Annotated in this window: 15 protein-coding genes; 13 read left to right on the top strand and 2 right to left on the bottom strand. The window is 50.2% G+C overall.

The annotated features are described in order from the left end of the window. Window positions 1-64 precede the first annotated feature (64 nt). The 5 genes from argH (at window position 65) to KB559_RS14275 (ending at window position 6014) form a co-directional block, all read left to right on the top strand. Window positions 65-1480: an argininosuccinate lyase gene (gene argH / locus KB559_RS14295; protein WP_211022607.1), complete on the top strand. Its 1416-nt coding sequence runs from the start codon at window positions 65-67 to the stop codon at window positions 1478-1480. A 275-nt stretch (window positions 1481-1755) separates the two neighbouring features. Next, window positions 1756-3753: a methyl-accepting chemotaxis protein gene (locus tag KB559_RS14290; protein ID WP_211022606.1), complete on the top strand. Its 1998-nt coding sequence runs from the start codon at window positions 1756-1758 to the stop codon at window positions 3751-3753. Window positions 3754-3917: 164 nt separating this feature from the next. Beyond that, window positions 3918-4559, top strand: a complete 642-nt coding sequence (locus tag KB559_RS14285) for a YhbD family protein (protein ID WP_211022605.1) — start codon at window positions 3918-3920, stop codon at window positions 4557-4559. Then, window positions 4560-5285: a bactofilin family protein gene (locus KB559_RS14280; RefSeq protein ID WP_211022604.1), complete on the top strand. Its 726-nt coding sequence runs from the start codon at window positions 4560-4562 to the stop codon at window positions 5283-5285. A gap of 33 nt (window positions 5286-5318) precedes the next feature. Next, complete coding sequence (locus tag KB559_RS14275) at window positions 5319-6014, top strand: polymer-forming cytoskeletal protein (protein WP_211022603.1); 696 nt, start codon at window positions 5319-5321, stop codon at window positions 6012-6014. 144 nt (window positions 6015-6158) lie between these two features. On the opposite strand, the gene KB559_RS14270 is transcribed toward KB559_RS14275, so the two are convergent. Beyond that, complete coding sequence (locus KB559_RS14270; RefSeq protein ID WP_211022602.1) at window positions 6159-7460, bottom strand: CynX/NimT family MFS transporter; 1302 nt, start codon at window positions 7458-7460, stop codon at window positions 6159-6161. 325 nt (window positions 7461-7785) lie between these two features. On the opposite strand from KB559_RS14270, the gene KB559_RS14265 reads away from it, so the two are divergent. Beyond that, window positions 7786-8451, top strand: a complete 666-nt coding sequence (locus KB559_RS14265) for a PDDEXK family nuclease (RefSeq protein ID WP_211022601.1) — start codon at window positions 7786-7788, stop codon at window positions 8449-8451. A gap of 220 nt (window positions 8452-8671) precedes the next feature. Here KB559_RS14265 and KB559_RS14260 read toward each other — a convergent pair whose 3' ends face one another. Then, entirely contained in the window at window positions 8672-10168 is a 1497-nt protein-coding gene (locus tag KB559_RS14260) for a VanW family protein (RefSeq protein WP_211022600.1), read from the bottom strand. A 212-nt stretch (window positions 10169-10380) separates the two neighbouring features. On the opposite strand from KB559_RS14260, the gene ftsE reads away from it, so the two are divergent. The 7 genes from ftsE (at window position 10381) to KB559_RS14225 (ending at window position 19888) form a co-directional block, all read left to right on the top strand. Further along, a complete protein-coding gene (ftsE, locus tag KB559_RS14255) occupies window positions 10381-11067 on the top strand; it encodes a cell division ATP-binding protein FtsE (protein ID WP_211022599.1) in 687 nt (228 codons plus the stop codon). Next, entirely contained in the window at window positions 11057-11971 is a 915-nt protein-coding gene (gene ftsX / locus KB559_RS14250) for a permease-like cell division protein FtsX (protein ID WP_211022598.1), read from the top strand. The genes ftsE and ftsX overlap by 11 nt, the downstream gene beginning before the upstream one ends. A 73-nt stretch (window positions 11972-12044) precedes the next feature. Further along, entirely contained in the window at window positions 12045-13262 is a 1218-nt protein-coding gene (locus tag KB559_RS14245) for a murein hydrolase activator EnvC family protein (protein ID WP_211022597.1), read from the top strand. Window positions 13263-13398: 136 nt separating this feature from the next. Continuing rightward, the gene (locus tag KB559_RS14240; RefSeq protein ID WP_211022596.1) at window positions 13399-14865 is read left to right on the top strand and encodes a S41 family peptidase; all 1467 of its coding nucleotides are present in this window, start codon (window positions 13399-13401) and stop codon (window positions 14863-14865) included. Window positions 14866-14950: 85 nt separating this feature from the next. Continuing rightward, the gene (locus tag KB559_RS14235; RefSeq protein ID WP_211022595.1) at window positions 14951-16282 is read left to right on the top strand and encodes a PDZ domain-containing protein; all 1332 of its coding nucleotides are present in this window, start codon (window positions 14951-14953) and stop codon (window positions 16280-16282) included. A gap of 627 nt (window positions 16283-16909) precedes the next feature. After that, on the top strand, window positions 16910-19267 hold the full coding sequence (locus KB559_RS14230) for a hypothetical protein (protein ID WP_211022594.1): 2358 nt from the start codon (window positions 16910-16912) through the stop codon (window positions 19265-19267). 15 nt (window positions 19268-19282) lie between these two features. Beyond that, entirely contained in the window at window positions 19283-19888 is a 606-nt protein-coding gene (locus KB559_RS14225) for a pentapeptide repeat-containing protein (protein ID WP_211022593.1), read from the top strand. Window positions 19889-20150 lie beyond the last annotated feature (262 nt).

The raw sequence follows: 20150 nt of genomic DNA, 5'->3' as shown, positions 1-20150 counted from the left end.
GGAGGAAGTATCCCTGCCGCCGGGAAACGGCCTGTGGTTTGATTCAGATAAGGAGTGAACCAAGGTGAGCAAGCTGTGGGGTGGACGCTTTACGAAACAGACCAACCGATTGGTGGAGCAATATACCGCTTCGATCGGATTTGATAAGGCGCTGGCGGAGGAAGATGTGCAGGGAAGCCTAGCGCATGTGACGATGCTCGGCAAGTGCGGCATTCTGCCGGAAGAGGATGTCGAGAAAATCAAGGACGGGTTGCATACCGTGCTTAACAAAATCAAACGAGGCGAGTTGGAATACTCCGTTTCGGATGAAGACATCCATATGAATATTGAGAAGCAATTGATCGATGAAGTCGGCCCCGTCGGAGGCAAGCTTCATACCGGACGCAGCCGGAACGATCAGGTTGCGACGGATATGCATCTGTACCTGCGCAAGCGGGTTGTGGAATTTGTAGGCTTGCTTCATGATCTTCAGGAAGCGCTGATCGGACAGGCCAAAGCCAATCAGGAAACAATCGTGCCCGGTTACACGCATCTGCAGCGGGCGCAGCCGATCTTGTTCGCCCATCATTTGATGGCTTACGTCTCCATGTTCCAGCGGGATATCGAGCGCTTGCAGGATAGTTACAAGCGTATCAATGTATTGCCGCTCGGCGCGGGCGCGTTGGCGGGAACCACATTCCCGATCGACCGTCACTTCGTGGCGGAGCAGCTCCATTTTGACGCGGTATACGAGAATAGCTTGGATGCGGTGAGCGACCGCGACTTCATCCTTGAATTTTTGGCTGACGCTTCGATCCTGATGATGCATTTATCGCGTCTCAGCGAGGAGCTCGTGATGTGGAGCAGCACGGAATTCCGGTTTGTGGAGTTGGATGATGCTTTCTGCACAGGCAGCAGCATTATGCCGCAAAAGAAAAACCCCGACGTCCCGGAACTGGTCCGTGGCAAAACCGGCCGTGTCTATGGCAATCTCATGGGTCTGCTCACCGTGCTGAAATCCTTGCCGCTGGCGTATAACAAAGATATGCAGGAAGACAAGGAAGGCATGTTCGATACCGTGGAGACCCTTCAGGGGGCTTTGCAGCTGTTTGCACCGATGATCGCGACGATGAAGGTCAACAGCGTGCGCATGCGCGAAGCGGTCAACAAGGACTTCTCAAATGCGACGGATATCGCCGACTTCCTGGCGAACAAAGGTCTGCCTTTCCGCCAGGCGCATGAAGTGATCGGCAAGACGGTACTGTACTGCATCCAGAACGACAAGTTCCTGCTTGATCTCACCCTGGATGAATTCAAACAATTCTCACCGTTGTTCGACGAGAGCATTTATAACGTGCTTCAACCGGAAACGGTGGTAAACGCACGGAACGTATACGGCGGTACGGCCTCCGGCCAAGTGGCCGCGGCGATTGCCCGGGCGGAAGCCAAGCTTCAGACTTCCGGCGAATGGGTGAAGGAATTTACGGAAAAGAGCAAATAGTGGATGAACCGCTAATAAGTTTGGAACAGCCTTCGATTTTGACGAAGGCTGTTTTTTTGTTTTCTTTACATGGTTTTACGGAAGATGAGTGGAAATATTGAACATTTTCATACAATTTCAGAAAATATATTAAAAATTCGTCGTAAATTGTCGAAATATAAGTTAGATCATTCCTTGCAATGATTAGAAGTCGCAATTTTCGAAATGTTGTTTTTGTTCACCTCACCTTAGATCCCTCACCTCATGTACATACATATTGAAAAGGAGATAAACCCATGAAAACCTTTTTTGCCAGCGTGGGGCGATTACTGGAAGTCCGGACGCTGCGCAACCGCATGTTATTCCTCTTTGCTGTCCTGCTGATTATCCCTAACTTAGTTATCGCATACTCGAATCTGGATAGTGCCAAAGGGCAGTTGCGTGACAAGATGAAAGAGAGCACCCGGTCGAGCGTCAATTTGTTGAATGATTCACTGAATCATATTGTAGAGGCGGAAGTTCGGAACATTGAGCAATTAGTGATGGAAATGGATTCCCAGAAGATTGACGCAAAATCTGCGGAATTGCGGACGCTCCTCGAACTGTTTATGGAGAAGCACCCCGAATTGGAGATTATTACGGTAGGCAATCAGAATGGAGCTTGGATGAAGGCTCCGGATCCAGGTAAGCAGGATTACGATCCCAGAGAAAGAGACTGGTACAAGGCAGCTTTAGCCAAGCCGGATCAGACCATTATTTTAGATCCGTTCAAATCGGCGACAACGGGGAACTACAACCTGTTCATCAGCCGGGCGCTGCCAGACGGTCAGGGAGCGATAACGGTATCTCTGGATCTGGCCAACGTCAATGAAATGGTCAAAAAGGTCAAACTTGGATCCAGCGGATACATTTATTTGCTGGACCGGACCAACCACTTCACTTCCCATCCGATGCAACCTGTAGGGGCGGAGGCGGTTGGAGACCATCTGGTCAAAATTCAGGGCGAGGAATCGGGATTTTTGGATTACAATAATCCGGATACCGGAAATGCCCAGACAGCTTATTTTACGACAAACGACTTAACCGGTTTTAAGATTGTCGGCGTACTGGAAACGAATGAATTTAGTAGAGCGTTGGCGCCTATTTTTTGGTCAGCCCTGATCGTATTAGGTATCTCCTTGGTAGTCGCCGGCGTACTGCTGTTCTTCTCGATCCGCAGCATCACACGCCCGATTGAGCGGCTGAACCAATCCGCGAAACGCGTAGGCGAGGGATTCCTGAATGAGGAAGTGATCATCACCCGGCGTGATGAGATCGGTGAACTGGCTGGAAACTACAATGAGATGGTAGGCTCGATCCGGCGAATGGTTCAAGGCATTTCTGAAGTTTCCAGCCAGCTTGCCGCATCAAGTGAAGAACTGACGGCCGGAACCGAGCAGAATGCCCGAGCGGTTGAGCATGTGGTCGGTCTGGTGCAGGAAACCGCAGCCGGCGCGGAGATTCAGGCGTCCGTTTCGGCGGAAAGCGCTAAGACCATGGAAGAGATGTCCATGGGCATTCGCAAAATCGCGGAAGCTTCAGGCACGATTGTGGAGTCCTCGCTTCAGACTGAACAGGATGTAAGGTTCGGAAGCGAGAAGGTTCTCCATGTTAGCCAACAGATGGAAGAGATTCACCGGTCAACCCGGGAATCTGCGGAACTGATGCATCAAATGAACGAACTCAGCGCTCAGGTGGCGGGAATGAGCAGCGCGATTTCGGACATTGCGGTACAGACTAATCTTCTTGCGCTGAATGCGGCGATCGAGGCTGCCAGAGCGGGAGAAGAGGGCCGCGGCTTCTCGGTCGTTGCCGGAGAAGTTCGGAAACTTGCGGAACAGTCCCGGACAACGGCGGAAAGAATTCAGCTGAGCATCGGACAGATGTCCGAGCTGACGGAAAAGGTCTATGAGGTAATGAACCGGGATGTCACCGAAAGCGTGGAACGCGGTATTTCCGTTACAAGTGAAGCCCAGAACGCATTCCGCCAAATTGAAGGCTCCACGCGGCGGATTTCCGAGCAAATTCACGAGGTTTCAGCGATTACCGAGCAGATGTCGGCCAGTGCCGATGAAATCGCCGAGTCGGTTACCCAAATTGCCCAAACCTCCTCAAAGAGCCTGGATTCTTTCCAGAGCGTAACCGCAGCAACACAAGAACAGCTGGCTTCAATGGAGGAAATCTCCTCGGCTTCGGAAGCATTGGCCCGGATGGCCACAGAAATGCATGGTCAGATTGATCGTTTCAAAGTATAAGGTTGGTTCATAGAAATAATAGTTCGGTCGTGCCGGTCGCGTATCTTTTCTGGATACGGGGTCGGCACGATTTTTTATTTTCCAGAAAGACTTCATGATGTTGTGATTATTTACAACGTAACAATGTTATGTTACATTATTCCGGTAAGAAAGGAGCAGGGCCAATGAATGAGGATTTAATCTCCAAAAAAGAACTGCTGGATATGACGGGCATTTCCTATGGACAGCTATACCGCTGGAAGCGAAAAAATCTGATTCCGGAGCAATGGTTTATCCGCAAGTCTTCCTTTACGGGACAAGAGACTTTTTTTCCGCGGGATAAAATGTTGCAGCGAATTGATCGTATTCTCAACATGAAGGATGATTTGTCGCTGGACGCTTTGGCGGATGTATTTTCTCCAAATACGGGAGAGTTGAGCTTGAGCGTGGGTGAGATTTTGGAGCGAAACATTGTTTCATCTACCTCGTTGAATTTATATATTGAAACAATAGGGATTACGGAGCAGCCCCAATTCAGCTTTGAGCAAATTTTGATCATCTACGTGCTCGACAAGCTGTTACGCAGCGGAGATATTTCGCTGGAAGAAGGGCGTTTGTTGGTTCGGACACTGGAGTCCTATTTTCCCGAGCAAACAGGAAGGGAAGTCGGCGTAAGATTAACCAGAAAGATGGGGGTTGGCGCCTTCTTGCTGGTACCGGGAGACGTGGATATTTTTATGGACAGTGAGGTTCGAACGGTAACGAGACTGGCGATGGCGCAGTGTACGGAAGAATTGAAATTATTAATAGGCGGGGGCGACGCATAAGTGGAAGATCAGAAAATAAAGAATTTGCGAATCAACGGAATGGGGCAGGCTGCGGGGGGCACCTACGGAAAGATCGGTACGGACGGAATCGCCACGTTGAACGGAGACACCGTATGTACGACGCTTACCTCGAACGGAACGCTTAAAGTGAAAGGCTCTCTTCAAGGGGAGCAGCTGCGGGCGAACGGTAAATTTAACGTGGAAGGATCTCTCGCCGGAGAACAGCTCCGGGTAGACGGGGGGATGAAGATAGAAGGGGATCTACGGGCTGAGCATGTGGATATTCACGGGATGCTGACCGTAGGCGGCAGCGCGTTCGGGGAAACCCTGGAGACTGACGGAGGACTGAAGCTGGGGGGAAATGCGGAATTTGAAACGTTTAAAGTCCATGGCGGCTTCCAGGTCGGCGGGATGCTGAATGCGGGTAATTTGGATATATTCATGGCTGCTGTCTGCCGGGCTAAAGAGATTGGAGGGGAACGGATTCAGGTTCGCAAAAAATTGAGCACACGGAATCTTCTAGCCTTGTTCTCACCTTCCCTAGCGGTGCGTTTGACAGCGGATGTGATTGAAGGAGACGACATTGATCTGGAGGAAACCAAGGCGGAAGTTGTCCGTGGCAACTCGGTCCGGATCGGACCCGGGTGTGAAATCGGGCGTGTTGAATATAAAGATCATTATGCGGTCGATCCAAAAGCCACGGTGGGAAACTCAATACAAGTGTAGCGGTGGAGGCTATTTTTTAGGAGGTGAAGAAAAATGAATCAACAAAATAATCCGAACATGACCCGCCATAATTTGCGGCTTGTCGGCGAAAGCTCCTCTAACGGCGGCTTCTTTGACGAGGTTCGCGTGACCGGGGATGCGGAATTTAACGGAGACGTCGACTGCCAGTCTTTTAAATGTACCGGGAATTCAGCAGTGGATGGAAGCCTAAGTGCCGATTTATTGAAGATTACAGGTAATTTGGGGGTTGAGGGCAACCTGAACGTTGCCAATATGCAATTAACGGGCGAGCTTAAGGTGAACGGGCATATTACGGGCGGAAAAGTTCAATTATTTGGAGAATGCGCAGCGAATGGCGAAATCCGGGCTGAACATTTTCTTATTAAGGGAGTCGTTCAAGCCGAAGGGATGCTGAATGCGGAACAAGTTGAAATTCGCATGCTCGGCAGCAGCAGAACCCGTGAAATTGTCGGAACCCATATTGAAGTTAAGCCATACGAACCCGGTAAATGGATGCCTTGGTTATGGCACGGGTCAAAGAAGGAACTGGAGGCAAGCATCATCGAGGGAGACGTCATTCGGTTGAGGAATGTTACGGCGGATGTCGTGCGTGGAGGAGACGTCGAGATCGGGCCGGGATGCCGCATACGTCTTGTGGAGTACAGCGAGGCTTTGCGTCAGGATGAACAGTCGGAAGTGGGACAGAGCGTGAAGCGAACGGTAGAATAGGCTGTTCTTTGGAATAGGAAAAGAAAAGGAATAGACACCAAAAAAAGAGCCCTGCTCCGAAAATAAACTCAGGTTCTACTCCCGGATTCGGGAAATAGAATTCATAGTTTATCGGGCAGGGCTTTGCGCTGCGAGAAGATAAGCTTATTGTTCGGGTCCGATATGTCCCTTACGTCCGGCTGTGTAGCCCATGATGATGGTGATCAAGGACACACCGGTGATGGTAGCCAGCGGCATTGCCCAACCGCCGCTACGGTCGTGAATGAAGCCGAACAAGGTCGGTCCGACTGCGGCCAGCAGATAACCGACGGATTGCGCCATCCCGGACAATTTGGCAGCCTGATCGGCCGTTCGCGAACGCAAGGCGAAGAACATAATGACCAAGCTGAAGGTCGTGCCGCAGCCAAGACCGATCAGCAGAATAAACAATAGCGCCAGATCCGGCGAGCCGAGCCAGACACCGCCGTACCCGAGCAGGAACAACGCGGAGGAAACGGCGGCTAGCCCTTTTTGGGACTGGGCGCGTGCGGCTATTAATGGCATAAGGAATGAGCCGCCCATGCTGGCAAGCTGCATCAGGGAGAGCATCCAGCCTGCCTGATCCATGCTCAATCCCCGTTCATGGAGAATTTCCGGCAACCAGGAAATGCCGACGTAAAACATAACGGACTGGCAGCCCATAAAAATCGTTACCTGCCAGGCTATAGGAGACCGCCAGACGGAAACGGAGCGCTGCGAGGTTGTGTTGCCTTCCGGGGCGGTTGCGGCGGTGTCCAGGCCGGAAACCTTGATCGCGCCGCCGGATGCAAGAGCTGCTGCAGTCCGGGTATTGCTGCGGCTGGCGCTATGGCGCCGGGCCAGCGGCAGCCAGATCAAGGCGGTTGCCGCCGACAGAACGAGCCAGCAGGCCAAGGCCCCGCGCCATCCGAGACCGGTGCGGGAGATCGGCATGCTGATTCCCGAAGCGATGGCGGACCACATATTCATGGATGACGTGTACAGGCTCGTCATCAATCCGAGCCGCAGCGGGAAGTCCCGCTTGATCAGGCTGGGAACCAGCACGTTGGCGATAGCGATAGCGCTTCCGACCAGGGCGGTTCCTCCAAAGAGGGCCGGAACGGCGGGCATGGAGCGGAGCAGGATTCCTCCTGTCATCAGGATCATGCAGTATAGCAGCGTCCGCTCTATACCAAAGCGGGATGATAGCTTGGGTGCGGCGAGCGCGAACACCGCGAAGGCGATGAGCGGCAAAGTCGTCAGCATGCCGGCGAGCGTATGGGACAAGCCGGTTGAATTCTGGATCTCGCCGATCAGCGGCCCGACGCCGGTGAGCGGAGACCGCAGCGTCGCCGCGGTCAGCATTACGGCAATGATTAACAGCGTTGCCGCCGCTCCGCCGGCCACTGTATTTTCAGAAGTAGTCCGTATTTCAGTATTTTGCTTCATGATGATTATGAATCCTCTCTAGTCTGCGTTTTCCATGGCTAAGCTGTATGTTCAACTATTACTGTCTACTTTCCACTCTCTATCCAGGGGAACACAGTATGTTTCGCTATTAGGCTACACGTTTAGTCAGGTGGCTCTACCTTATCATATGAAAACTTTTGCAGGCAAGAGCAGCGGATGGAGTTTGTTGGGCACGTCGCTTGTGGTACAATCTGGATAGTGTTATTGCAGTAATTAATAGTCGTGAAGCACACGTCTTTTTGCCGTGGCCCCTTTGGGCCTATAAGCGAAAAGGCGTTTTTTATTTTGAATAGGAGGAATCGGCATGGGATTTTCAGAAGCTCACACCCTTTTTGTGAACGGGCATTTGACTGCTAGGCAGGGGGAACGTCTCCGAAGATTGAAGGAAGGGCATGGGCATGCGGAAAAGTTGTTCTTGGAGCTGGTTTGGTGGCCTGCTTTTGGACAGTTTCAGCATTTGCATCCGGAGTATGAGGTGAGTGATTTTAAGGATGGTTACAGGTATTTGGACTTTGCTTATATTCGGACAGGTATGCGGTTGGCAATCGAAATTGACGGTTTTGGTCCGCATTGGAGAAATATTAGTCGCCACCAATTCTCAGACCACTGCCGGAGACAAAACGATCTGGTTACGGACGGATGGAAGGTACTACGCTTTACGTATGACGATGTTAAAGAGAGCCCCCGTTACTGCCAGTTAAAGCTACAGCAATTTATTGGAAGATGGCTGGGGGAGGAGAAACATGTTTTGGACGCTGATTGGATCGAAAAAGAGGTTGTTCGTCTGTTTATGCGTGAAGGACGGCCGCTTACCCCCACAGAAATATGCAACTATATGGGATTTCAAAATAAGAAAGCCCGCAGGTTGCTGTGGAGAATGAGTGAAAAAGGTTGGATTCGGCCCGCCAGCGGGCAAGAGCGGGTGCGTTCTTATTGTCTTGATTTAGAGGGCAAGGATTATCAGTTGTAATATTGATAATGGAAATAAGGCCTTTTTAGGGCCTTATTTCGAGGGTTGGGGCAGATAATATAAAAATAGGGGACAAATGAGGTCTTATTTTAGTTTTATTGGCGGATAAAGGCCCATTCTGAGCAAAAACAGCAGAATAAGACCCCAAAAGTCCTCTATTTTTGAGGGAGGAACGAAACTAGTACAAATAGCGCCCCAAAAGACCTCTATTTTGAAACAATCATCTAGAAAACTTGGGCCCGTTCACTCCGTCTTCCAGCACTCGGGGGGTATCCTGTTGCGCCGGTGCTTTGCCGTCTGCGCCGCCCGGGACGGCAATGACGTTAGGCTGCGCCGGGTAGGTGTCACGCGACAGCCGGGTTTTAGCCGCGGCCTTGCCGTCAATGTACTTGATCCGATACGTCTCCACGATGTAACCGGGCTTGCCCAGCAGCACGACCTCCTGGCTTCCGGCGGAAAGCCCCGGGTTAGCGACGAATTTGTCGGGAACGGTGAGGATGCCGGTCGTCCGGGACTCAATATCGTAGGTCACATTGTCCGGCATGTCGCCGAACAGCTTGATTGTCAATTGCTCTTCCTTCACCTGAGCGGTGATGAGCAGATGCTGTCCGCTTGTATTTTTGAAGCGGAAGTTGATGTAGCCCTGAGCGAAGGTGGCATCCTGCCCCAGCGGGACATAGCTGACAGGCAGGGAGTGGTTGCGGCGCTCGACGATGTCGAGACCGGCTCGGATGGCTGCATTATATAGAGTGCTTGACACCTGGCAAATGCCGCCGCCGACGCCGGGGACGAGCTTGCCGCCGAAGATAACCGGCGCTTCGCGGAAGCCGTAGCTCTGCTCGGCCGCTTCGACCACTTTGGCGTAGTCGAAAATACCGCCAGGCGGCAGCACCATCCCGTCGATGCTCCGTGCAGCGGCTTCAACGTTATGCAGCCTTCCTTCTCCGCTGGTTTGCAGCCCGGTCGAAAACTCGGCGATTTTGCGGCGGATGCCTTCCCGCTTCAGGCTCTCGACCGTTACGGCAGGCTGCATCAACGCCAGCGGAATCTCGACCTGGTCAGCGCCTAGATGCCCGCTGCCGCTCCCCTTATTGGCCTCAACACTGGAGCGTCCTGAAGACGGCCCCGGAATCGCCGCCTGTATCAGCATAACGAGCGATTCCCAATCGATCCGCTTAGCCGACTTGCCGGGTAAATAACGGATGCTATCATCCGCTGCGATCGACCGGACGGCATTGACGGGGCTGCCGAAATGATCCTTTTCCCATTCGGGGTTAAAGGTCTTTTTCAAAACTGAGGGATGAAATGAGGCGTGCAGCCTCCAGTTTTTTGCAAAATTTTTGCGTGTCTTCGCCCTCTCCCACACACTCCCCGCAGAAAGCGACAAAACTTCACTTCGGAAATCCGGCGCATCCCACGCAGCTCCGGCTTCCTCCCAGGTCAGGGTTAGTTCGGTATCTTTATTTTCTGCATTCCTAAAGGAGAATCTGATGTTTCGCTTCCTAAGTTCCGCGATCATGTCATCCAGTTTGTCCAGCGCCTCTTCCGCCGCCACCCCTCCGACCTCCAGCCCTCCCACGACGGTACCGGAAGGAACCGTATTCCCGGAAGTATAGAGCAGCAGCCCTCCATAGATGAAGGAAGCGGTAAGCAACACAGTCAGAACCCCTATGACGAGAAAATGAGCTACTGACAATCGATACTCTTTTTTTCGCATACCCTGCTCCTTATCAATTGGAAAAATATTATGTACAACCATATATATGATGAAATTCTGGAAACTTTCGGGTACTCAAGAGGTAACATATTTGTTACAATAAGTATCGGACTGATGAAATACCTCATCTTTTAAAGGATTTAAAGAGAACATGTCGAAAGTAAAATTGCAGACAACCCAGTCATTGGAATCAAGGTTTAGGACGTGATGAATTGATAGAAATGCAGGATATCTGGAAGACGTACCCGAATGGAACGCATGCACTCAAGGGCGTCTCGGTCAAAATCGACCGCAATGAATTTGTTTATCTCGTCGGCCCGTCAGGAGCGGGTAAATCGACTTTTATGAAGCTTATCTACCGTGAGGAGGTGCCCACCAAGGGCCAAATTTCCGTCAACGGTTTTAATATCGGCAAGCTGAAGCCTCGGAAGATTCCTTATGTGCGCAGAAATATCGGCGTTATTTTTCAGGATTTTCGATTGCTTCCCAAGCTTACCGCCTATGAAAATGTCGCATTTGCGCTAGAAGTTATCGAAGCGCCTAAGAAAGTGATTAAGAAACGCACGCTTGAAGTGCTGGAACTGGTCGGGCTGAAAAATAAAGCCAACCGCGATCCTTCCCAGCTATCGGGCGGGGAGCAGCAGCGGGTCGCGATCGCCCGGGCGATCGTCAACAATCCGTCGGTCATTATCGCGGACGAGCCTACAGGGAACCTGGACCCCGAGACATCATGGGGAATTATGCAACTGCTGGATGAGATCAATTTTCGGGGCACTACCATCGTAATGGCAACCCACAACCGGGATATCGTAAACACCATGCGCAAACGCGTTATTGCTATAGAGCACGGCAACATCGTTAGAGATCAGCTGAGAGGGGATTACGGTTATGAGTTTTAGTACCCTCCTCCGGCACCTTAGGGAAGGCGTCAAAAACGTGCTCCGCAACGGCTGGATGTCGGTGGCGTCCATTACGTCGATCATAGTTTCCTTATTCATCTTGGGCGTGTTTATTTTACTCGTGCTTAATGTAAACTCTTTTGCGGATGATGCGGATAGTCAAGTACAGATCAGTACTTATCTGTCATCCAACGTGGATGAAACGATGCTGGAGAAGATTCGCAGCGACATCGGGTCCATGGAGGAAGTCAGCCGGGTAACCTTGATCCCTAAGGCTGAAGGATTGAAGGATTTCAGAGAGAAGCTGGGGGAAGAAGGCAAGGATTTGCTGGAAGGGTACGACGAAACGACGAATCCGATTCCCGATACGCTGAAGGTGGAGGTCGTTGAACCGACCACGGTTCCTTACGTGGCAAGCAAGATCACTGCTCTCAACGAAAAATACCAGGACAAGCCGATTTATAAAGTCAACTACGGTCAAGGTACGACCGAGAAGTTGTTCAAGATTACAAGAGCGGTCCGGAATATCGGATTCGCCTTCGTGGCAGGTCTCGGCCTGATGGCCATGTTCCTGATCTCGAACACGATACGCGTTACGATTTTGGCCCGTCGCCGCGAGATCGGCATTATGAAGCTGGTGGGCGCAACGAACATGTTTATAAGGTGGCCTTTCTTCGTGGAAGGAGCCTTGATCGGATTCATTGGATCGGCCATTACCGTTGGAGCATTATTTCTGGGATACAATCAACTGGTCGATTCCGTTAAAGCGGATATTACGCTCGCCTTCCATCTGATTCCGGTAGGTGAGATCGGCCTTCAATTGGCAGTTCTTCTAGTAGGTCTCGGCCTGCTGATCGGGATTTGGGGCAGCACCATGTCCATCCGTAAATTCCTGAAAGTCTAGTGTCAATGTCGTGTAGAAATGTCAAAAGCCAGCATGTTGGCTACCTATTTAGAAGAAGGATGGGGAAGCGAAGTTGAAAAGATGGATATCCATTGTTGCCGTTGTCGCTTTAGCCGCTGCTATTTTTCAGCCTACCGAAGGATTTGCGAAGTCAAAAACGATCAGTCAGATCGATAAGGAGCTGAAGCAGCTCCAAGAACAAGCCAAACAGGCCAAGAAGCAGCAGGAAAAAGCCGCGGATCAGAAGCAAACGGCTCAGCATTATGTGAACAAGAACACCAATTATTTGAAAGAAGTTATGGCGCAAATCGATTCCGTCAGCAATGAATTGGCCAAAATTTCGGTCGATATCGAAAATACGGAGCAGAGCCTCCGGGATACCGCAGTTAAATTGGAAGAAACCAAAGCACGGATTTCCGAGCGTTCGGATCTTCTGGATTCGAGAGTTCGTTTGATGTACACCGACGGGGCCGTGTCCTATTTGGACGTGCTGCTGTCATCTACCAGCTTTACCGATTTCCTGGAGCGTGCCGATTCTTTACAAGCGATCGCAAACCAGGACCATGTTCTGTTAGAGGAACACAAGCAGGACAAAACGCTGCTGGATGAGCAGCAGAAGCAACTGGAAGCTGATTACGCCAAAGTGAAGACATTGTATGCGGATGCGGAATCGCGCAAGAGCATTTTGGAAGAGAAAGAAGTCGAGAAGCAGCAGCTTATCGCAAAATACTATGCGGAGATTGAAGAATCCGACGATATTAGCGAAGAGCAGGAGAATCTGCTCATAGAGCTTGCGACCAAGCGGGCTGCATTGGAAAAAGAGAAGAACAAGCTGAAAGCAGCTCAAGTATATACGTATAAACGCAAGACTTCTTCCTCTGGTGGTTTTAAAGGAAGCGGCGGTTCGATGGGCCTTCCGGTTACGGGTGCCCGCTTGTCCTCCGGTTACGGTTCACGGATTCATCCGATTACGGGCAAGAAGAAGACGCATACCGGCGTCGACCTGGCGGCTCCGCAAGGCACGGATATTCACGCGGCCGAAGGCGGCGTTGTCATCGTTGCCGAGTGGTGGAGCGGTTACGGTAACACCGTAATCATCGATCATGGGGATAATGTCTGGACTTTGTACGGACATATCCGCAACGGCGGCATCAAGGTGGAAAAAGGGCAGAAAGTGAAGAAGGGCGAAAAGATCGCCGAGGTCGGTAGCACCGGCAACTCGACGGGACCGCATTGCCACTTCGAAGTTCGGATCGACGGTAATCCTGTGGACCCGATGCCATATTTATAATAAAATAGGAATGTCGATGGAAACGGATAGCCGTCCGCGAAGACGGGTTATCCGTTTTTCGTTCATGAAATGGATTAATATTCTTTACATGCAGGACATATACTTAGGAGACAAACATAGGCGGTGAATTCATTAAATGTATAAAAAACGTACAATCGCTTTACTCGTAGTTGTGGCCATGGTGGCCAGCTGTTTGCTTACTCTGACATTGACCGGACAGTGGAGCTTTGCGGGTTCGGGACCGCTGCGCAGCGGAATTTTTGCCGATAATGTTGGGACGGGCTCCAAAGAAGGCATCAAGAAAATCGAGACCGCCATGCAATTGGTCAAAAATAATTACGTGGAAGGCGTCGATCAGCAGAAGTTGGTTGACGGTGCCATTGATGGGATGATGAACGCGCTTGGAGATCCTTTCTCCTCTTACATGGGACCTGAAACGGCGCAGCAATTTTCCGAGCAGATCGAAGGCTCGTTTACCGGGATCGGCGCGGAGGTGTCGATGGAGAACGGCAACGTGGTCGTCGTTTCTCCTATCAAGGGATCGCCAGCCGAAAGAGCCGGGATTAAGCCGAAGGATATTTTACTGTCGGTGAACGGGGAGTCCTTTGAGGGACTCAGCCTGAATGAGGCGGTGGCCAAAATCCGCGGCCCGAAAGGGACCAAAGCCAAAATCAAGGTGAAACGGGCAGGATCCACGAATACTTTGGAATATACGATTGTTCGTGATGATATCGCATTGGAAACGGTATATGCCCGGATGGAAGAGGGTAAGGTCGGCGTCATCGAAATTACCGAGTTCTCGATGAATACCGCGGAACGCTTTAAGCAAGAGTTGGCTAACCTGGAGAAGCAAGGAATGAAAGGTCTGGTCATCGACGTGCGGAACAATCCGGGAGGCGTGCTCCAGATCGTTATCGAGATGGCGGAGCATTTCGTACCGAAAGGCAAGTCGATCGTTCAGGTGGAAGATAAGAACAAGCAAAGAGAAAAGACCGTATCCAAGGGAGTCGGTAAAACCTATCCGATTGCCGTGATTACGAATAAGGGAAGCGCCAGCGCCTCCGAAATTTTGGCCGGCGCACTGCAGGAATCGGCGGACGCCAAGCTGATCGGTGAAGCTACCTATGGTAAGGGTACCGTACAAACGAGCTTCAGCCGGGAGATGGGAGACGGCAGCCTGCTGAAAGTAACGATTGCCAAATGGCTGACCCCGAACGGCGAATGGATTCACAAGAAGGGGATTGAGCCGGATGTCGCGGTGTCTCAGCCGGGTTATTTTTCGGTAGCGCCGATCAATAAAGAGAAAACTTACAAATACGACATGCTGGGTGAAGATATCAAGAGTGCGCAGACGATGCTGCAAGGGCTTGGCTATGATCCGGGACGCACGGACGGGTATTTCAGCAAAGCTACGGAAACCGCGTTGAAGAAATTCCAGACGGACAAGAAGCTGCAGGCTACAGGCGTTCTTGACGAAAAAACGGCGGAAGCGCTCGAGGCGGCCCTCATTGAGCAAATCCGGGATCCGAAGCACGATAACCAAATGAACCGGGCTATTGAGGTCATCCGGAAGGAAATTACCTCCCCGGTGTCGAATAAATAAGAAGGCTGATTTTTAGCCTTCTTTTTTTCTGTGCTGGCTGGGGGATGAAGGCAACCAACTGAGGGGATAGGAGCGTGAGCCGGAATTGGATCTCTTGCTTGAAGGATTGTGGAATGTGGCGGAAGCGGTAGGGCAGTTGTTTCTGCAGCCGTTTTATTATATTTCGATTATTTTGATTATGCTGCTGTATCGTAGACAAGTGCTGCTTGAACGTAAATTGTTCCATGTCAGGCTGCACGGCTGGCTGGCCCAAACCTGGCGCACCGTTTTAGGCGGATTGCTGGCAGGGGTGGGAATTTCGCTGGTATCAGCGTTTATAGGGATGACGCTGACGGTTGAAGGTATTTTATGCATCTGGATCGTGACCGTCCTGCTGTTGTTGATTCGGGTCCGTTATTTGTGTCTGGCCTATTCGGTCGGACTTCTGGGCGTGATCCAGTTCGGATTGAATTTGTTTCCTGCGTTCACCGGCAGCGGCTGGTTGGCCGAGTGCGTAAGTGCAGTGAGGGAATTAAATATACCGGCTTTATTGTGTCTTGTTGGACTGCTTCATTTGGCGGAAGGACTACTTGTCCGGTGGCAGGGGGCCTCTTTTGCGGGACCGCTCTTCTTCGAAGGCAAACGGGGTAAGCTGGTGGGCGGTTATCAAATGCAGAGCCTATGGCCTGTGCCGCTGCTGTTGTTAATTCCGGCGGATACGACGGGCGGGGTGCTGCCATGGACGCCGCTGTTCGGGGGAGACGCCTGGCAAGGCGGTTTTGGACTCATGGCGCTCCCGATCGTCATCGGCTTCTCGGAAATGACGACCGGCATGCTGCCTAAGGCGAAGGCCAAGATCACATCCGGCCGTTTGCTCGGATACGGCATCGTCGTTATTGCGTTGGCGCTGCTTGCCGGCTGGTGGTCTCCTTTGATGCTGTTGGCCGCGTTGGCGGCTGTCCTTCTGCACGAGGGACTGGTCTGGTTCAGCTGGTTCGAGGAGCAGCAGCGTAGTCCGCTGTTCGTGCATCCGCAGGGCGGAGTGAAGGTGCTGGCTGTGCTGCCGGGCAGTCCGGCGGAGGAGCTGGGTATCCTGCCCGGCGAGTCCATTGTCCGTGTGAACGGCGTGCCGGTTCCCACGAAAGAGGAACTGCATGCCGCGCTGCGCATCCAGTCGGCATTTTGCAAGCTGGAGGTTCGCAATCTCGCAGGCGAGAGCAAGTTCCTCCAGCGCGCGATCTACGCCGGCGAGCATCACCAGCTCGGCGCCATTCTGGCGCCGGACGAGTCGGCGCCGGCGGCAGTGAAGCTGCAGCCGTTATCGCTGCTGCAGCTGCTCAAGCCGCGCCGCGGCGCGCACAACGTGCGTCGCGGCGCGGACGCGGGCACGCCCGCCACCTCCGGCGAGGCGGGCGTGAGCAGCGACGCCGCGCATTAGGGCGGCGTCGGGCTGGGCGCATGGGTGCGCCCAACTGCTGCGCACCTGTGCGCCTCGCTGTGCCCTGCTACGCGTGGGCGGCGCGTTCGTCAGGCCCTTCACGCGTAAGAAACTCAGCAAACCTTATTTGGCCCAAAACTCGCAGTTTGAGATCTTAACGAACCCCAGTAATCTTATTTCGAGCAAATTGCTACTTTTACTTCAAAATTTACTCAATAACGCCGTTGGGGTTTCTTAGATCCGGTACAAGTCCATTTTTCTGCAAATAAGCGCTGAACGGTTCGTTAGCTGGAACTCTTCGTCGTGCAACGAACACTAGGCGAGCATCATTAGCCTAACTTCCTATACGCGTAACAAACTTATTGAGACTGTCTATTAAGGCCTGATATTGAAGAAATAGAGCCTAAATAGTCTACTGTTGAAATAACCTAAACAGGTCAATTATGGTGATATTCCACTGTGATTGGCCTTTTTTTTGTTATATGCGCTTTCGTATAGCGTGGGGGATATCAGATAGCCTGTGGAAATATTTTGATATATTGGATATTGCGTAAAATAGATTAATTTAATAAAATCCCAATAGACATTCTAAATTGGAAAAAATTATTATACAGGGGAGATGAAGCATTGCAGCAGAGGGTAGAACCCGGCAAAGTGGAGAACTTGTCCCGTAACCTGGAGCATTTGAGACAAACGATAGAGCATTCGCTTACGGGCTTATCGAATGAATTGACGCGACTGCTCAGCAGTGTGGAATCCGCCTACCCGGAGTCCTACGTGCGTGCCGCGGCTAGGGAAGTTAGCGAGCAGCTTCATGAGATCATGAAGTTTGCAGAAGCGCTGGATGAACGGATGAGGGATAAAGTTAAGGTGTTAAACTATGCAGCCAATGAATATCTGCAAATTGAGAAGAAGGCCGTCGGTTTAGCTAAGGCAAGCCAGCCAGCTTATTTTACCTTGAAGGGTGCGGCTCAGGCCTTGCTGAAAGGATTCAAGGATAGGGCGTTGCAGAATATTGGCGACTCCGGAGATCCTTCTTCCAAGTCGAAGCTCTCTCTTGTGCAGATCGCCAAGGGTGTGTTGCTGGAATTCCGGGAGATGAGTTTGGAGAGCCGAGTCGCCCCGGTAAAAGAAGATGCGAGAATTGCCGCACTTCTGCTGATGATGGAAACGGGAACTGTAGAGGATCAGGCATGGGCGAGAGAGAAGCTGGATGAGATTGCGAAGGCTTTTGAAGAGCTAGCCCGCCAACAGGCAGCATATCAAGTTTACGAGATTTATGGCAATGAAATGTATACGGGTTACGTACATAAGCTGGCGGACAAACAGAGAAGCATTCTGGCGGATTTGGGCATATCGGAGGAATGGTACAAGACGGGAGTGAGCCTCGCGGCTTTTTACAAAGGTTCCCCTCTCACGGCTTGTGATTATAACCCGCTAAAACATGATTTTTCGACTATGCCCTCAGAGAGTGAACTCCGTATGGTGATTGCCGTCGGACTATATAACGAGGTTTACCGGAATTGGGCGAGGAATAGCTATAGCCGGATTGAGGCAGCCGTGCATCAAGCTGCTGAACAGCAGCGGAAACTGGAGGAACAGCTGGAGGAATATAACCGCCTGGTACCTGAAGAGGATATCCGGAAGATGCAGCAGGTTTTGAAGGATTTGAATATTTACCAAGGAGAGGTCACGGGAAAATATAACGAGGAACTTCTAATTGCGGTCGCAGGATACCAGCATATCTCCAATACTATCAGTTTAGTTGCCCAGAAATGGAGGGATCAGTCCGCCCCAGGGAAGTATGATTTTGAAGTGAACGGAAAGATCACCAAAGAACTGATCGAGCTTGCTCTGGCGGAAAAAGGTATAGGGAGACGAAACAACCCGGATCTGGTTATAAATAACGGAGCAACGATCACGGCGGTAACCATGGTGGGTGTTGGAAATGGTATCGTCAGTCAACTGAAGGAGGATATTGGGGAAGCTGTGAAAGGGGGCTGGGCCAATAACACGAATAACATTGAATTCTGGACAAAAACCCTACCGCACTATTATGATTTGGCTAAAGCCATAGAGAATGGCACCATTGACTATAATTCTATTAAAGAAATGTTTGGTGAGGCAATTGCCCAGGAGTGTATCGTTCCGGTTGAGGTAGTCATGGAACAGACCGGTAAAGTACTGAGCGGCAAAGCTTCCTATGAAGAAAGTGTCAGCTATGGTCGGGCTCTAGCCAAAGTGGCTTCATTATTAATGCTAGCGAAAGAGGGCGCCGTTCTAGGCGCGAAAGGTGCGAAGCTTGCCTCCAAATCCTCCAAAGAGCTTCTGGAGTCCATGCCAAAAATAACGGAGCAATTTAGGAGATATGAGTTCGTGACACCCGAAGGGATTAGAGTGAAGATCCCTGCCTGGGAAGCGGATGGCACGATTTCCTACTCTAAGAACCCGAACCCAACCCAGCAGAATTTTATTGAAAATTATTTGAAAAAACGGGAAGGGAAGGGTGGGGTTGAGGGGACGGTTAAAGATAATAAAATTGACCTTTATGATAAGAACGGAAAATATACTGGAGGAAGAACTCAAGAAGAGTTGGATGACTTGGCTCGGGATCCATCTCATGCTGGTAGAATCGAAGAGCAAGGAATTAAAGAAAGAAAAGTTGGACTTGATTTAGAAGAGCAGGGTGTTTTAGGGCGCATTGTTCGTGATCCTCAAGCCGATAAAGGTAGCGATCTTATTGACATCACTACCGAAATAAAGTGGGACGTTAAGAGTTTTGAATCGTATCCCCATGGTCATACTAGCCCTAAAAAAGGAGCGTTTACAGTTAAAAGAGCAATGGACAAGATTTATGGTGAGATTGAAAAAGGGAATAGTGTCATAATTGATACGAGAGAGTTAGTACCGGAACATATTCAACAATTGAGAATGGCGATTGAGGAAGATGGAATTGTTGATCGTATTATATGGTATCCTACGTGAGGAGGCATGTTCATTTTGGAGAGTGATTTTAAAAACATTATTGACCAACTCCAGCAACATAAATTATGGGTGGAAACTGTCGGAGAACAAGGGAAGAAGTTGGGGTTAGATGAAATTGATCTAAGGAGCATTGATTTAAGTGATTATTCATTAGATCAAGCATATTTTACAGAATGTATATTTAACTCTATGAGTTTACAGAGCAGTGATTTTCATAATTCAGTATTATGTTCTTCGGAGTTTATCTCTACCAACCTATATGGAGCAAATTTTTACAAAGCAGACCTTTCGTATACTAATTTTTCAAAATCTTATATGCAGAGTACAAAGCTAGCAAAGGCAGATTGCTATGAAGCAATTTTCCGTGATACTGATTTAACAAATGCTAACTTGGTAGCTTGTCTATTTTATGACACCAATTTTCATAATGCCATATTAAAAAATGCGGATATCAGTGTTGCTTCATTTAAAAATGTAGTACTACATGGAGCAGATTTATCAGGTTTAAGAGGGGTAGAAGAAGCAATTATATCTAGTATTAATATTGGTACTCTTGATGCTCCAGTTATTCTACGTGAAGAAGAAGCTAAAAGATGGATACAATCACAGGCAGAAAAGTAAGAGGAATTACAATAGTTATGAGCATGTTAAGAGTTGTTTACAGAGTTACAGTAAAATCTCTTACTACTAATCTTAGTAATAACGAAATCAGCTATTAGCATAATATTAGACTCCCCAGTACCAAATGAGTCTGGTGGTTGTTTTCAAGTAGAAATAACCCATGTAATACCCGTATGAGGATTTCTCCATTTCTGTTGTGCGCATCAAATGCTTTATTTTTTGAATTTAATAACACTATTCCGATACATTTAGCAGGTTGATT

It is taken from the genome of Paenibacillus sp. Marseille-P2973 (genome assembly GCF_018101095.1).
Taxonomy (GTDB): Bacteria; Bacillota; Bacilli; order Paenibacillales; family Paenibacillaceae; genus Fontibacillus; species Fontibacillus vini.
Note: the sequence above shows the minus strand (reverse complement) of the source record. Positions and strands in the feature narration are given on the sequence as shown.